The 14650-nt window shown below is 67.3% G+C and carries 15 protein-coding genes; 7 read left to right on the forward strand and 8 right to left on the reverse strand.

The annotated features are described in order from the left end of the window. Positions 1-128: 128 nt before the first annotated feature. Positions 129-1004, forward strand: coding sequence for an Abi family protein (locus NS4_RS17770; protein ID WP_245665490.1), 876 nt, complete (start codon positions 129-131; stop codon positions 1002-1004). Between the two features lie 366 nt (positions 1005-1370). On the opposite strand, the gene NS4_RS17775 is transcribed toward NS4_RS17770, so the two are convergent. Next, a complete protein-coding gene (locus NS4_RS17775; protein WP_218020362.1) occupies positions 1371-1949 on the reverse strand; it encodes a winged helix-turn-helix transcriptional regulator in 579 nt (192 codons plus the stop codon). An 87-nt stretch (positions 1950-2036) separates the two neighbouring features. Here NS4_RS17775 and NS4_RS17780 point away from each other — a divergent pair, with 87 nt between their 5' ends. After that, positions 2037-2681, forward strand: coding sequence for a dihydrofolate reductase family protein (locus NS4_RS17780; protein ID WP_063060641.1), 645 nt, complete (start codon positions 2037-2039; stop codon positions 2679-2681). 65 nt (positions 2682-2746) lie between these two features. Here NS4_RS17780 and NS4_RS32270 read toward each other — a convergent pair whose 3' ends face one another. The 5 genes from NS4_RS32270 to NS4_RS17805 form a co-directional block, all read right to left on the reverse strand. Next, on the reverse strand, positions 2747-2947 hold the full coding sequence (locus NS4_RS32270) for a hypothetical protein (protein ID WP_063060642.1): 201 nt from the start codon (positions 2945-2947) through the stop codon (positions 2747-2749). Positions 2948-3256: 309 nt separating this feature from the next. Further along, a complete protein-coding gene (locus NS4_RS17790) occupies positions 3257-3574 on the reverse strand; it encodes a hypothetical protein (RefSeq protein ID WP_063060643.1) in 318 nt (105 codons plus the stop codon). 274 nt (positions 3575-3848) lie between these two features. Beyond that, positions 3849-4835: an aldo/keto reductase gene (locus tag NS4_RS17795; protein ID WP_063060644.1), complete on the reverse strand. Its 987-nt coding sequence runs from the start codon at positions 4833-4835 to the stop codon at positions 3849-3851. 231 nt (positions 4836-5066) lie between these two features. Further along, the gene (locus tag NS4_RS17800; RefSeq protein WP_063060645.1) at positions 5067-5666 is read right to left on the reverse strand and encodes a hemerythrin domain-containing protein; all 600 of its coding nucleotides are present in this window, start codon (positions 5664-5666) and stop codon (positions 5067-5069) included. A 219-nt stretch (positions 5667-5885) separates the two neighbouring features. Beyond that, positions 5886-6794 carry an alpha/beta fold hydrolase gene (locus NS4_RS17805; protein ID WP_063060646.1) on the reverse strand — a complete coding sequence of 303 codons (909 nt, stop codon included), beginning with the start codon at positions 6792-6794 and terminating at the stop codon, positions 5886-5888. An 83-nt stretch (positions 6795-6877) separates the two neighbouring features. Here NS4_RS17805 and NS4_RS17810 point away from each other — a divergent pair, with 83 nt between their 5' ends. After that, on the forward strand, positions 6878-7570 hold the full coding sequence (locus NS4_RS17810; protein WP_063060647.1) for a TetR/AcrR family transcriptional regulator: 693 nt from the start codon (positions 6878-6880) through the stop codon (positions 7568-7570). An 11-nt stretch (positions 7571-7581) separates the two neighbouring features. On the opposite strand, the gene NS4_RS17815 is transcribed toward NS4_RS17810, so the two are convergent. Then, complete coding sequence (locus NS4_RS17815) at positions 7582-8856, reverse strand: MFS transporter (protein ID WP_063060667.1); 1275 nt, start codon at positions 8854-8856, stop codon at positions 7582-7584. A 114-nt stretch (positions 8857-8970) separates the two neighbouring features. On the opposite strand from NS4_RS17815, the gene NS4_RS17820 reads away from it, so the two are divergent. Beyond that, positions 8971-9753 carry an SAM-dependent methyltransferase gene (locus NS4_RS17820; protein ID WP_063060648.1) on the forward strand — a complete coding sequence of 261 codons (783 nt, stop codon included), beginning with the start codon at positions 8971-8973 and terminating at the stop codon, positions 9751-9753. Between the two features lie 470 nt (positions 9754-10223). Continuing rightward, a complete protein-coding gene (locus NS4_RS17830) occupies positions 10224-11030 on the forward strand; it encodes an NmrA family NAD(P)-binding protein (protein WP_063060650.1) in 807 nt (268 codons plus the stop codon). A gap of 98 nt (positions 11031-11128) precedes the next feature. Here the strand turns inward: NS4_RS17830 and NS4_RS17835 are convergent, their stop codons facing one another. Beyond that, positions 11129-12523 carry a flavin monoamine oxidase family protein gene (locus NS4_RS17835; RefSeq protein WP_063060651.1) on the reverse strand — a complete coding sequence of 465 codons (1395 nt, stop codon included), beginning with the start codon at positions 12521-12523 and terminating at the stop codon, positions 11129-11131. A 252-nt stretch (positions 12524-12775) separates the two neighbouring features. On the opposite strand from NS4_RS17835, the gene NS4_RS17840 reads away from it, so the two are divergent. Further along, positions 12776-13255, forward strand: a complete 480-nt coding sequence (locus NS4_RS17840) for a MarR family winged helix-turn-helix transcriptional regulator (protein ID WP_063060652.1) — start codon at positions 12776-12778, stop codon at positions 13253-13255. A 73-nt stretch (positions 13256-13328) separates the two neighbouring features. Further along, positions 13329-14650: MFS transporter (locus NS4_RS17845; RefSeq protein WP_063060653.1), on the forward strand; the 1322-nt coding region annotated here is incomplete at its 3' end.

Raw genomic sequence — 14650 nt, forward strand, 5'->3', positions numbered from 1 at the left:
CGGCGGCTGGCGCCGACTCTGCTCATGGGCTATGCTGGTCTCAATCGTCCCCCTCCCAAGCCTCTCTTTGAAGCTCAAATGGGGGGGGCCTTTTTCTTTCCGGGGGGTCTGTGAAGCCGAGTCTGTCCGTGGGGGAGCAGATTGAGCTCCTGCAGCAACGGGGTCTTGTCATCGAGGATGAGGCTGGGTGTTCCGCATTCCTCACCGCGAACAACTACTACAGGTTCTCCGGTTACGCGCGGTACTTCCAGCAGGCTCCACACCTGGGCGACGATGACTTCCGTCCAGGCACGACCTTCCATGAGATCCGGGCGGTTTACGAAGCAGACGAGGCGCTGCGGACCATGCTCGCACCGCCGCTCGCCCGCGTTGAGTTACTGCTACGGACCCATACGGCGCGTGTGATCGCATATGCGCACGGGCCATGCGGGCGATACCTTGAGGAAGATTTTTACACCGATGTAGGCCAGGGCGAACGAACCGTCGAGTCATGCTTGCGCGACATTGAGCGGAGCAAGGAGCGCCACATTCTGCGATTCAAGACCAGGGACGCAGGCGCGCAGGACTTTGGCGAACTGCCCGTCTGGTCGGCCGTCGAGGCCTGGTCGTTCGGCACACTATCAAAGTGCATCGAGCGTGGGGCACTGGGCACGCTACCCGAAGCCGTCGCGACCAGCATCGGAGTAGCAAAGAGCGGTTTTGCCTACCGGGTGAGGGCCCTGGTCTACCTCCGTAATCGCTGTGCTCATCACAGCCGGCTGTGGCACCACTCCGTCATCGACGCTGGCCCCACACCTAACAACGTGCGTGTTAAGGCCAAGAGGCAGGCCGGTCAGTTCGATCCGCGCTCGGTGCTGGACGTCGTCGCTTCGCTCGACGACGTGCTGGTCCGCAGTAAGACTGCGAATCCCGTCCTGCCGGTGCTCACGCAGCAGCACCCTCGCGATTCTCCGTTCTGGCGGGGACTTGCCCACCCGCAGAACCCGAGCGACCACGAGGCCTGACATCAGCGTGACTCATAGGGAGTCCCGGCGACACAGTGGTGGCCGTCGGAGGGTCGGCGAATTCGCCATGGCTGTCGAGATGAACGCCACAGTGGTCAGCCCATAGAGCACCTGCCTTATGCAGGCGGTCGAGTCACCGACGCTCAACAACTACGTGCCCGACTGGAATAAGTCGACTATTCCTGATGCCAACATCGCAACGAGCGAGTCGCTGGAGGCGGGGGCGGGAGCCGCACGGAGGTTATTCGGCTTCGGAACGTTAGGTGGGCGCGGACAGGGCATTCGACGTGCGGATGTTGGATGTCAAGAGGGTCGAGTTCCGCTTCAACGTGTAGTCGTCGTTTCGGTCCGCCTTTCAGAGCTGTCTTACGAAGGCTCGGGACGCCCCAACGTTCGGATGTCGGCGTTCGAGGTCGCCGGTTCGGGCGCGTCGTTGCCTCCGTACCGTGCCCCCGCTCGCTCTGTGGCGGCCTCGAAGGCGTGCTGCAGCCGTTCGGACGCCAGGGGGCGTTCGGGGGCGCGGCGCGGAATGCCGAGGTGGATCTCGCGGAGCTCGTCGATGAGGTCGTCGACGAGTTCCGGGGACTCGGCCAGAATGCGAGCGCGCACGCTCAATGCGTGTGACGTGGGTCGATGGTGCATGCCCCAGGTCCCGAGGGCCACCATCACCGGCACTGTCTGAATCCCTGCCTCGGTGAGCGAATACGCCGCCCGCTGCCCCCGCGGCGCATCGTCACGAGAAAGCAGGCCCTCCTCGACCAGGTTTCGGAGGCGGCTGGCGAGGATGTTCGACGCGATGCCTTCGTCGTTGCGTGTCAGGAGCTCACGGAAGTGCCGGCGACCGCCGAAAACGATGTCGCGAAGCACGATGAGGCTCCAGGCGTCGCCCAGGACCTCGACCGCCGCATTGATTGCGCACCCTGATCGGGGCTGTTCTCTCACCATCCGCCCTCCAAAGTGATTGCAAATAGAAATCACTCTACGCTACGGTGTGAGTGATTTTAATTTGCAACCACCTGTATCGGAGCCATTATGTCCCGGACGCGAGTCCACAACCTCTTCGTTTCCTCGGATGGGTATGCCGCCGGCGATCACGTGACGTTCGAAGCGCCGATCGGCGGAGCGGCGGCGCTCTTCGGCAAATTCGACGGACGCGTCATCCACGGCATTCACGGGATCGACGAACCGGTGACCGTGGATCGCGCCATGTTCAGTATGTGGGGCCAGGGTGTCGGGGCGGAGATCATGGGTCGTCGCAAGTTCGGCCCGCAGGCGGGTGAATGGCCCGACGACGGCTGGCAGGGATGGTGGGGCGATGCGCCGCCCTTCCGCACACCGGTCTTCGTTCTGACCCACTACCCGCGCGAAACACTCGAATTCGACAACGGCACCAGTTTCCACTTCTTGGATGCCTCGCCGCAGGAGGCACTTCGCCGGGCGCAAGACGCGGCCGGCGGCTTGGACGTCCGGATCGGCGGCGGGCCGTCCACCGTGAGCGAGTTCCTCCAGGCCGACCTCATCGATTTTCTGCACGTGTCGATCATTCCGATCGTGCTCGGTGCCGGTGTCCGGATCTGGGATCACCTCACCGGCCTGGAAGAGCGATTCGATGTCGAGTCCATCAGCACATCCAGCGGTCTGACCCATCAGCTGTGGAACAGGAACCGCAGCGAGTGAGAGCGGGAGCTTCGGCGCATACCAACCACCGAACAGTCGCGAGGTAGGACAGAGCCGCACCGCGATCAAACGAGTTCGCACCACCCCGTCGCCAATTGGATGTGGCTACCGTGTGCTGCTATGTCCTGCCAGCGGGCGTAATCCCCGAACGGCAGGCTGCGCTCCGCGCCGTCGGTGATCGTCGTGTACCAATCGCCCGCTGCCCGGCCGTCGGCGCAGACATTGATCATCGCCGCGAGTACGTACTCCGGTGCGCCGCCGGTCATATCCCGGACGACGTATCGCCGGCCGTGGCCTCGATCCTGACCCGCCACGCCCCTGCCGCCGCGCGAATGAACGCCTTCTACTGGAGATCGCTCGGTGGCGATATACACGCGGAATACCCGGGCGGGTAGCACAGTTCGAGTCGGCACCCTCGCTCGCACGAGAATTTGCTGAGCGCGTGCCCGCCGTCGGCGCCTCTACCGATCCCCATCGAGAGGCTCGGTGGGGAGCGGTCGTAGGTTCGGAGCGTCCGCTGCGTCGGCGGGAGTCGATGAGCTCGGGAAAACGGGTGCCGCAGACCGGCCTGCGAATCAGGCCTGGATCACCTCGATCCTTGTCATCGCGTTGAACGAATCGCAACTGGCCCATGACTGGTTCTGCCCGTACTGCACCGGGCCGTACTTCCAATAGGTGAACGGGACGGGCCACGCGACGCAGGTGAGCTTCACCTGGTGCCAGGTCGGCAGCTCGCAATTGGCCATTCCGCCGGTATTGAAGACGTTGTAGACGTGACAGTTGGCCTGCCACACCGGTACGTCGGCCTGGGCCACGCCGCCACCGGCGAGCACAGTGGCCGCAGTCGCGCCCGCAACGACGGCGCCGGCGGCAAGTCGCTTCGCAGAGAACATTTCGAACCTCCTGGTTTGATGTTGTATGAACACATCGCACAGGAATCGCGCTTGTTACTCGAACCGTCCATCGCGTTAACTCCCGGATCGCTGGCAAGCCCGGATGTGCCCCGCGCCGCCGTGTGTGCCGTCACCCGGACGGCACTGGCCGTCGAGCCGTCAGCGGATGTAGTGCTGCCGGTAGGGAATTTGCGGATCCCACCCGTCGGCGCGCGGGTGGGGTCGCTCGTATCGTGGGTCGGGTTCGGTGCGCCGACAGGGACGGCCGAAGGGTTCAGCCGTTGACGAAGGCGAGGTTGGCCGGGTCGTAGCGGGTACCCGCGACCTGTTCGGGTGCGGCGGTGGCCGTGATGGCGGCGAGTTCCTCGGCGGACAGTTCGACGGCCAGCGCCGCGATGTTCTCCTCCAGGTTTCGCTGTCGCCGGGTGCCGGGGATCGGCACCACATCCTCGCCTCGGTGCTGTACCCACGCCAGGGCGAGCTGGGCGGCGGTGACTCCCTTCGCCGCGGCCAGCTCTTCGAGGTTCGCGACGATCGCCAGGTTGCGGTCCAGGTTGCCGTCGGCGAAACGCGGCTGATTGCGCCGCACATCGTTATCCGCCAGCTCGTCGACCGAGCGGTATCGGCCGGTCAAGAAGCCACGTCCCAGCGGGGCGAACGCGACGATGCCGATGCCGAGCTCGCGGCAGGCCGGGGCGATGTCGGTCTCCAGGTCGCGGGTCCACAGCGACCATTCGCTCTGCAACGCGGCGATCGGATGTACCGCGTGCGCCCGGCGGATGGTCGACGCACTCGCTTCGGACAGGCCGAGGTGCCGGACCTTACCGGCCCGCACCAATTCCGCCATGGCGCCGACCGTTTCCTCGATGGGTACCTGCGGATCGACTCGGTGCAGGTAGTACAGATCGATGTGGTCGACGCCGAGCCTGCGCAGGGAAGCCTCGCAGGCCTGCCGCACGTAGGCGGCGTCACCGCGGAGCCGGGTCGGCTCGCCGAGCCGGTTGGCGAAGCCGAACTTCGTCGCCAGCACCACCTCGTCGCGTCGGCCGCCGATGGCTCGGCCGATCAGTTCCTCGTTGTGCCCGGAGCCGTAGAAGTCGGCTGTATCCAAGAAGTTCACCCCGAGGTCGAGGCTGTGGTGCAGTGTCGCGATCGACTGTTCGTCATCGGTGGTGCCATAACCGTGGCTCATGCCCATGCACCCCAGACCCTGCGCGGAGACCGCCAGTTCGCCGAGGTAGCGGGTGTGGACGTGGAACATGCTGTTACCTCCTGGATTCGGAACCGTCGGGTCGACGCTAAGTCCTGGAGAGCACTCCAAGTCAAGGCGAATGTGAACATCCGGAACAGGCCGGCGATCCTCGATTACCGATCAGGCGGCAGGTGGGTGGGCCTGCCGGGATCGATGAGGCGGATGGTCGTTACCTACGCTGTGTCGATATCGCTGTCGCGCCACAGCGCTGTCGCGGCATGTCCGGAGAAAACGTTTCGCTCAGCCGGCAGTAGAGGCCGGGCCACTGCGCGGAGCCCGCTTCAGGGTGCCGACACTCAGAGATCCACTCTTGGTGGTCCGTAGCTCTTTCTCCGCGGTGCGGACATAGCCGACGGGATCCTTGTCGACAGGGCGGACGCCCGCGTAGTGCCGCGCCTCGTACGCGGCGAAGGCGACAGCCAGCCGATGGCGGTGCGACAACCCCGCCAGACGGCGGAAATCGGTCAGGCCCTCGCGCTCTTCCTCGGCCATGTGATCGCTGTTGGCCGTGTTCGCTGCTGCGACGGCCGTGTACCAGTCATCGCTGCCGACCCGATGACGTGCCACTTCGGCGACCGCGTCCCTGATCTCGTTGTGGTCGTGCACAGCGTCGATGGTCTCTGCCTCCACCCCGGATGCGCGCCGGGCCGCGATACCCACCTGGAGCAGCGCGGGATAGAAGATCTCCTCCTCCGCCTGCGCGTGCAGTTCGAGAAAGGCCGCCAGCCTGTCCCAGATCACGGAGAGCACCCCGGTCTCGCGGCGATCGATCTGCTCCAGGATCGCGAACTGTCGCCGTTGCTCGTGGTGGTCGTCGAGGATCAGCTGGGTAATGTCCATAATCCCTCCCGGAAACCGCGATTCGGGCCGGTACCGAACGTCAGGGCGCGCTGTCGCTCGTGCAGCCGGTATGTCCATCGGGGTGCCGACGATAACGCACTGCCGGGCTGCCCGGCCGCCAACGCACCGTGCGGCCGCCTCGTGCCGATCCGACGGTTCGAGCACGAGAGCGTGGACCGCGCGGGCCCGGTGGTCGGGCGCGCCGCGGTTCGGCCGAGTTCATCGCGCGTTCCCGTCGGCGAGTTCGCGGATTGCGGTAGCGAGCGGCTTCCACGCATGTTCAGGCAGTTCGTGCCCCACTCCGGGAAGTATGAGTAGACGAGAGCCGGGTATGCGCGAGGCGATGGTATGCGCGGCGGCGGGTTCGATCAGCGGGTCGTCTTCGCCGTGTACGACGAGGGTGGGCCGGGTGATGCCGGTGATCGCAGGGCCGCTCCACTGGGCCCCGATCTGCCGGCTCTGGGCTTGTGCGTCGTGGATTCCGCTGTCGGGCTCGGCTTCCAAACGCGCTCGCACGGCTGCTTCGTCGAATTCGTGGCGTGGCGAGGCGAGCAGTTTCGCTACCGCGACGCCTGCCTCGATCGCACCCTGTCGGGTGTCGGGAAACTTCACCCGGGCGAACTTCGCGAGCGTGCGCAACCGGATGTAGCGGAGTGTGCGCAGTCCGGTGACGTCGCCGGGGACGGCATCGGCAGTGGTGAGGGTCCGTACCCGGTCGGGGTGCCGGAGGGCGAGGCGCTGAACCACCGCGCCGCCGAGAGAGACTCCGAGCACATGTGCCGACTGCCAGCCCAGTTCGTCGAGTACCGCGACCGCGTCGTCGGCCATGTCTTCGGCGGTGTAGTCCGCACCGCGCCGGGTGAGCAGCGCTGTGATCGGGTTCCGCACGGCCGTGGGCGGCAGATGGGTGGATTCGCCGCCGTCGCGCTGGTCGTAGCGCGCCACGGCGAAACCGTGTCGGGTCAGTTGCTCACAGAACCCGTCGGGGAGCCAGTGCCGGTTGGCGCCCAGCCCGGTGGCGATCAGCAGCGGTTCACCGCCTCGCTCCGGCAGGTACCGGTCGAAGGCGAGGCGTACCGCTCCGTTCTGTGCCCATCGTCGCGGTCCCCAGACTGCGTGTGCCGACATCCGGTACCTCCCATAAATAGTGTTCACCGAACGCAGTTTAGAATAGGGCACGGCAGGTATCGATTGGTAGAGGGGTATGGCGAGTGACACGGTCCGGAAAGGCCGACCCGACGGTCTGGGAGCGACCCGACGGCAGGCGTGGCCCGGCCCCCTCGCACAGCCGGGAGCAACTCGCCGCCGCGGCGATCGAGCTCGCCGGGCACGGCGGGTTGGCCGCTGTCTCCACGCGCCGGATCGCGCAGCGGCTCGGGGTGAGTCAATCGGCTCTGTACCGCTACGTTTCGGGTCGTGACGACGTGCTCGACCTCATGGTCGACACCGTCGCTGGGGAGATCGACCTCGACGTAGCGCTGACCGGAGAGGCGATCGACGATCTCACCGCGTTGGGAGTCCGGGCGAAGAATGTGTACCTGAAATACCCGTGGCTCCTCGACATCCCGGTCGAGCCGTTACGCGTCGGACCTCGCGGAATCGATTACCTCGAGTACGCGCTACGGGCCATGGCGGAAGTCGATGCTCCCGGGCAGGTGAAACTGCAGACGGTCGCGGTGTTGAACGCGCTCGCCCAGCAGTTCGCCCGGGCCGAACTCGATGAGCGGACGGCGACCGAATCGCGCCGGATCGCTCAGGTGGCCTATGTGCGCAAGATCGCCGAGGCGGGTCACCATCCGTATCTGGCCGACGCGCTCGTCACCCCCAGCCGTGTCGCGGGCCCCGGGGAACTCTTCGAACTCCTGCTACGCCGAGCCCTCCGGGGTGTGCTGGCGCCGGACTGAAATCGTCCGGGTCAGGTCGCGGATCGGTGCGTCGCCGGGCCGGGGGTCGCCCACACCGCGTGCACCCCCGCCGGTCCGGCGCCTCGGTCCGTCGCGACGATGAGGGCGGCGCAGCCGATACCGGAGAGCACCAGGCCGGAGCCGAACAGCGCCGGATAACCGAGCAGTTCGCCGACCGTCCCCGCCGCGAACCCGGCGATACCCTGCACCACCACGATCGCGCAGGCCAGCAGCGTGTAGTCGCTGCCGGCGTGCTCAGGGTCGGCGGCGTCCATCATGAGGGTGAAGACCGCCACCGTCGCGGCACCGCCGAGAATGTGTTCGGCGAGGCTCGCGGTGACGATCAACTCGAAGCCGCCGATCCCCAGCGCGGCGAGCAGATAGAGAGACAGACCGAGGGTCTGTGTGACACCCCCGAAGAGCAGGGCGCGCCGCCGGCCGTGCCGGTAGCACATCCAGCCGCCCAGGGCCGCGCCGGCGAGCGCTCCGGTGGAGGAAAGGACGCCTTTGACCAGGGCAATCTGCCCGAGAGTGAGTCCGGTGTCGGACATGAACGGGCCGACCATCGCAGAGCCCATCGAATCGCCGAATTTGAAGCCCCCGATGAGCAGGATGAACGCGAGCATGCCGGGCCGCCGCAGCCGCCGCCACCATCCGATCGTCAACCCGCCCGGGCTCGGTGGCGCCTTCTCCGGCGTACTTCGGATCGTGGTACGCGGCGACCACCACACCGGAATCGCCGTGATCAGCAGCAGAATCGACATCGCGACGAACAGGACGCGCCACCCCGCGAGCGCGAAGAGCCACAGCAGCGCGCCACCGCCGACGATCATGCCGATCCGGTACGCGCCGACCTGGATCCCGTTGCCCAGGCCGCGTTGCCGAGGTCCGAGGAGTTGAACGGCGAGACCGTCGGTGGCGATGTCCTGGGTCGCCGATACCGCGTTGACCACGGCGATGCCCATGAGTAGCCAGCGCAGTGACGCCGACAGGTCCAGGCAGGCGAGCCCGAGTGTGACCGCCGACGCGGTGAGTTGCAGGGTCAGTAGCCACTGCCGGCGAGTGCCGTAGTGATCGACGTAGGGCGCCCACAGGAACTTCAGAGCCCACGGCGCGAACAGAATTCCGGTGGCGCTGATCTCGATCAGCGAGAAGCCGGATTCACGTAGCACCACCGGCAGCGCCTGGGTGAAGAACCCGTACGGCAGTCCCTGGGCGAAATACAGGGCGGCCAGCAGAACCAGCGTCCCGGCGGAGATCGTGCCGGGGCGAGTCATGGTTCCCATGCGGTCATCCTGGCAGATCTCCGCAACCACCGGCTCCGGTGCGTTCACCGTCACGATCCGGTCCCGTGGGCTCGGGTGTACGAAAACTATTGTCGGTCTTGTATCTTCACCGGTATGGATCGGTCCGGCCTGAACCCGCACGAGCCGCATATCGCACGCATGTACGACTACTACCTCGGTGGTAAAGACCACTACCCGGCCGATGCGGAAGCCGCGGAGAAGGTGCTGCAGGCACTGCCCGAGGTGCGGTTGGCCGCGCAGGCGAATCGGGGGTTCATCCACCGCGCGACCCGGTATCTCGCCCGGGAGGCCGGGGTGACCCAGTTCCTCGATATCGGTACGGGCATCCCGACCGAGCCGAACCTGCACCAGGTGGCCCAGGAGGAGGCGCCGAAATCACGGGTCGTCTATGTGGACAACGATCCTATAGTGCTCGCGCACGCCCGGGCCCTGATGGTCGGCACTCCGGAGGGGCGCACCGATTACATTCAGGCCGACGCGACCCGGCCGGAAGAGATCCTGGCGGCCGCGCGCCGCACCCTGGATTTCGATGAGCCGATCGCGCTGTCGCTGATAGCCCTACTGAACTTCGTGCCCGATGCCTACGAGATCACCGAAACCCTCCTGGCTGCGGTGGTGCCGGGTTCGTACCTGGCGATGACCCACCTGACCGCCGACTTCGACCCGGAGGGAATCGCGGCCACGGTGAAGGTGTACCAGGAGCGCGGCATGTATTGCCACCCGCGGAACCAGGAGGAGATCGCCGCGTTCTTCGCCGGGATGGAGATCCTGGAACCCGGCGTGGTGCCCATCCACCGGTGGCGGCCGCCGATCGAACCGGCGGCGTCGATGGACGCGAAGGTGCCCGGCTACGCCGCGGTCGGCCGAAAGTCCTGACCTGCGCCACGGTGCTCGGCCGAGGTGGCCGACCGTGGAGCCGGCGACCGGGCCGGCGGTCATCGAGATCTGGTGTCTGGAGAACAAAGAGACCACGGCGTCTCCGACCGAACCTCGGTGTAGCGGCTCGGCTCCGGGAAGGGAACCGAAATCGCATCGGGGCACTCGTGTGCGCACTGGGTGCGATCATCCCCGGCCGGGATCGTCGCCGAGGTCACTTCCCGCCACTCTTCCGTATCCGGCACGGCGGCGCCGGTCGCCATGTGGGTGCTGGTCGAATCCGGTTTGTCGAGGACGTGGGTCCACATCCCCGGCCTCGGATGTCGCCCGGCCGGGTCCGCGGCCGAATACGGGTACGACGCGTGGGCCGCGGATTCGGTGCTCGTGCGTGCCGCGACGCCTCCGAAATCGGCGGAATTGACCTCAACTTTAGTTGAGGTTATAGCGTTCGCGTTCGGAAAGGAGTCGACGTGACGGTATTGGTAACGGGCGCAACCGGGAACACCGGCAAGCACGTGGTGTCGGAGTTGCTGCGTAGGGGCAGGAAGGTGCGGGCGTTGACCCGTGATCCGCGACGGGCCGCCACGCTGCTGCCCGCGGACGCGGAACTGGTAGCGGGTACGCACACCCGACCCGCGACGCTGGACGCGGCGTTGGACGGTGTCACCGGGCTGCACATCACGGTGACGGCCGGCGTGGCCGAGACCGGACCCGAACTGGTCCGGCGCGCGGTCTCCGCCGGGGTCGAGCGGATCACCATCCTCTGGGGTGGTTACGTCGGCCCGGCCGAGTCCGCGGTGGAGCGGTCCGGGGTCGCATGGACGCGGCTGGAACCGCAGGAGTTCATATCCAATGCGCTCACCTGGGTGGAATCCGTTCGCGCGGAGGGCGTGGTGCGGGAACCGTTCGATCTGCCGAGCGCGGTGGTGCACGAGGGCGATCTCGGTGCCGTGGCGGCGATCGCGCATACCGAGGAAGGGCATGCGGGTCGTGCGTACAACCTCAACGGACCCGCTGCGCTGACCACCGGAGAGCGGGTGGCTCTGCTCGCCGGTGCGCTCGGCCGCGATATCGCCTTCGAGCAGATCGGCCGCGAACGGGCCATCGAAAGGATGCTGCGCGAAGGGGTCTCGCGGGCCGATGCCGAGTATGTGGTGGGCTGGCACGCCGACCCGCCGCCGGAGGCGCGGATCCCGGACGGCACCGTGGACCGGATTCTCGGCCGGCCCGCGCGCACGTTCGCCGACTGGTTGCGTGAGCACAAAGACCGGTTCTGAGCGGCGGGACCCGGTGGCGGCTGCCGGACGGTGCCGCGGCCTCGCTCCGCTCGTATTGTTCCACGCCCGATCCGGGGTCCGGTCGGCGTGGAGTGTCGTCACTCGAACCGAGAGCCGGGAGCGTGTGCCGCGGCCGCGGTCACGATCTCGTGCTCCAATGCCTCCTCCGCCGCCCGCTCGCCCGAGCGCACGGCTCCGTCGACCCACCCGCACATCACCGCGGAACTCTCGGTTCCGGCCCAGTGGATACGCCCGCACGGTGCGCGCAGGGCAGGGCCGAACTGGGTGAGGACGCCGGTCGGAGCGTGGCTGAGCATCCCGCCACCGGAATAGCGTTCGGCGCTCCAGTCCTGCTCGATGTAGTCGGCCGGGGTGCGGGCCTTGTCGCCGAAGCGGTCGGCGAGAGCGTCCAGGATCGTGCGCCGCCGCTCGGCGGGGTCGAGCCGGCCGATCCGCCGCGCGATGGGGCCCTCCACGATGACACACAGGACGCCGGGACGGCCGGTGTCGGTACAGGCGTCGATGGTGATGGTGGCCGGCGAACCCGGGGCCGCCGACTGCCCCGACAACCCGTCCGCCCGCCAGAACGGTTCGTCGTATACGAGCGAGATCTTGATGATGGCGCCGCTCGGCATCCGCTGGTGCAGTAGCGACCGGTCGACCGGCAGTATCGGCTCGTAGCGGATCTGGCTCGCGATCGCCAGCGGCACCGCTACGATCACCCGGCGGGCGCGAACCGTCGTCTTGCCGGCGAACACCGTGACACCGTCGGCGTCCTGCTGGATGCGGCGGACAGGCCGGGCGAGCATGACCGCGTCGCCGAGTTCGGCCGCCATCGGGCAGTAGACGGCGCCCATCCCGCCCACCGGCCGGGAATCCTGGGCGCCGTCCTCGATACCCAGGACGAAACCCGGCCCGCCGCCGGATGCCATCTGATACAGGGCGAAAAGCAGCGACACCTCGGACGCGGCAGAGGTGTAGGCACCGGCGATCGCGGTTTCGAGCAGTTCGTGTGCGGCCTTGGATACGACATGGGTATTCAGCCAATGAGCCAGGGTGAGGCGATCCCAGCGGTCGGCCTGCTCGGCCGTCCACGGTGCGTCGAGCGGTATCGATTTGCACAGATGACCCAGGTCGAGCAGCGCGGCGCCGAGGTTCATCGCCACCCACGGGCTCATCGACCACGGGATCGTGCCGGTGTAGCGATACTGCTTGCCCTCGACGAGCATCATCGCCTCACCGTCGGTGTACTGCTTGTAACTCGCCACCCCGTAGTCCCGCATCAGGGCCTGGATCCGGTCCTGGCCGGGGCCGATCCAGGCACCGCCGCGATCGATCCACGACCCGTCGGTCCGGGTTTCGGTGAACGTGCGCCCGCCGAGCCGGTCGCGGGCTTCCAGCACGGCCACTGTGCGGCCCGCCTGTTTCAACCGCCGGGCGGCGGTCAGTCCGGCAAATCCCCCACCTACCACGCAATAGTCGACGTCTGTCATGAGCGCCGCCTCGGATCGGAGTTCGGTGCGAAGCCGCCGCGCGGGCGGACGCACTCGCCGACGCACCACGAAACCTGGGTGCGCATCGTAAGAACGGGAGTGCTTCGAGTTGTAGGGCAATTCTAGGGCAGGGCCGGGGGAGTGGATCGCTGACCGGTTCATTCCCGTGGCCGTTCGGATCACCCGGTACCCGCTTAAGGACAGCAGGCACGGTTCACCGTAGAAGATCCGCAACGGAACTATCATGGACGTATGACCGCAATGGCCCCCGTCCGCGCCGAAGCGGACCTGTCGTTCCTGCTCGACCGCACCAGTCACGTCCTGCGCACCCGGATGGCGGCTGCGCTGGCGGAGATCGGGCTCACGGCCCGCATGCACTGCGTGCTCGTCCACGCGCTGGAGGAGGAGCGCACCCAGGCGCAACTCGCGGCGATCGGGGATATGGACAAGACCACCATGGTGGTCACCGTCGATGCGCTGGAGCGGGCCGGGCTCGCCGAGCGGCGGCCTTCCACGGCGGACCGGCGGGCTCGCATCATCGCCGTCACCGACAAGGGGCGGCAGGTGGCCGAGCGCAGTCAGCGGATCGTCGACGGTGTGCACAGCGCGGCGCTCGGCTCGCTGCCGGCGGGGGAGCGGGAGGTGCTGGTGCGTGCGCTGCGAAATCTGACCGAGGGGTATCTCGCCGAGGCGGTGGAGGCGCCGTCGGCAGCGCGCCGCGCGCGCCAATAGATCTCCAAAAGATTGTCTGTAACAAAACTATCTATTACAGTCTCTCCTGTCGGGTTCCGGACAGGAGAACACCATGAATACCCACGCACGTCTCGCCCTCGCTGTGCTGTCGGCAGCCACCCTGATGACCGTGCTGGACGGCAGCATCGTCACCGTGGCACTCCCGGAGATTCAGCGGGACCTGGGATTCGGTGCCGCCGGACTGAGCTGGACGGTCAACGCCTATCTGATCGCCTTCGGCGGCCTGCTGCTGCTGGGTGGGCGTCTCGGCGATCTGCTCGGCCGCAAGACGATCTTTCTGATCGGCAACGCGGTGTTCACCGCGGCCTCCCTGATCGCCGGCGCGGTCGGCACTCCCGCGCTGCTGATCGCCGCCCGCTTCCTGCAGGGCGTGGGCAGCGCCTTGGCCTCCGCTGTCGCGCTGGGCATCCTGGTCACACTGTTCACCGACGACCGGCAGCGCAAGGTCGCCATCGGCGTCTTCGGTTTCACCGGCGCCGCCGGGGCCGCGATCGGGCAGGTGCTGGGTGGGGTGCTGACCGATGCCTTCGGCTGGCACTGGATCTTCCTGATCAATGTGCCGATCGGCCTGGCCACGCTGGCTCTGGCAGTCGCGGTGCTGCCGGCGGACCGGGCCGACGGAGGTGTGCACCGGGCGGATCTGATCGGCGCCACACTGGTCACCGCGGGGCTGATGCTGGGTATCTACACGGTGGTCGGGACCGAGAGCCACGGCTGGACCTCGTCGCGCACGCTCGGTCTCGCGGCCGTATCCCTGTTCCTGCTGGCCGCGTTCGTCCGCCGGCAGTCCCGGATCGCCGATCCGCTGCTCCCGCTACGGATCTTCCGTTCGCGTGCTGTCGCCGGAGCCAATCTTGTCCAGATGCTGACGGTTTCGGCCATGTTCGCCTTCCAGGTGCTGCTCGCGCTGTACCTGCAGCGCGTCCTCGGCTACGCGGCGCTGGAGACCGGGCTGGCCATGCTGCCGGCGGCCGTGGCGATCGGCGGGGTGTCGCTGTTCGTCTCCGCCCGCCTCACCCTCCGTTTCGGTGAACGCGCCGTCCTGATCACGGGGCTGTTGCTCCTGCTGGCCGCCATGACCCGGCTCGCGACCGTGCCGGCGCACGCCTCCTATCCGATCGACCTGCTGCCGGTGATGGCGCTGCTCGCCGGATTCGGGCTGGTGCTCCCGGCGCTCACCGCGCTCGGTATGTCCGGTGCCGAGGCCGGCGACGCGGGACTGGTCTCCGGACTGTTCAACACCACCCAGCAGATCGGTATGGCCCTCGGCGTCGCTGTACTGACCACCCTCGCGGCGTCCCGCACCGGCACCCTGGCGGCCGCCGGCGCCTCCGACGCCGAGGCGTTGACCGGCGGCTACCGGACGGCCTTCGC

Origin of the sequence: Nocardia sienata NBRC 100364 (assembly GCF_001613205.1) — a bacterium.
Taxonomy (GTDB): Bacteria; Actinomycetota; Actinomycetes; order Mycobacteriales; family Mycobacteriaceae; genus Nocardia; species Nocardia sienata.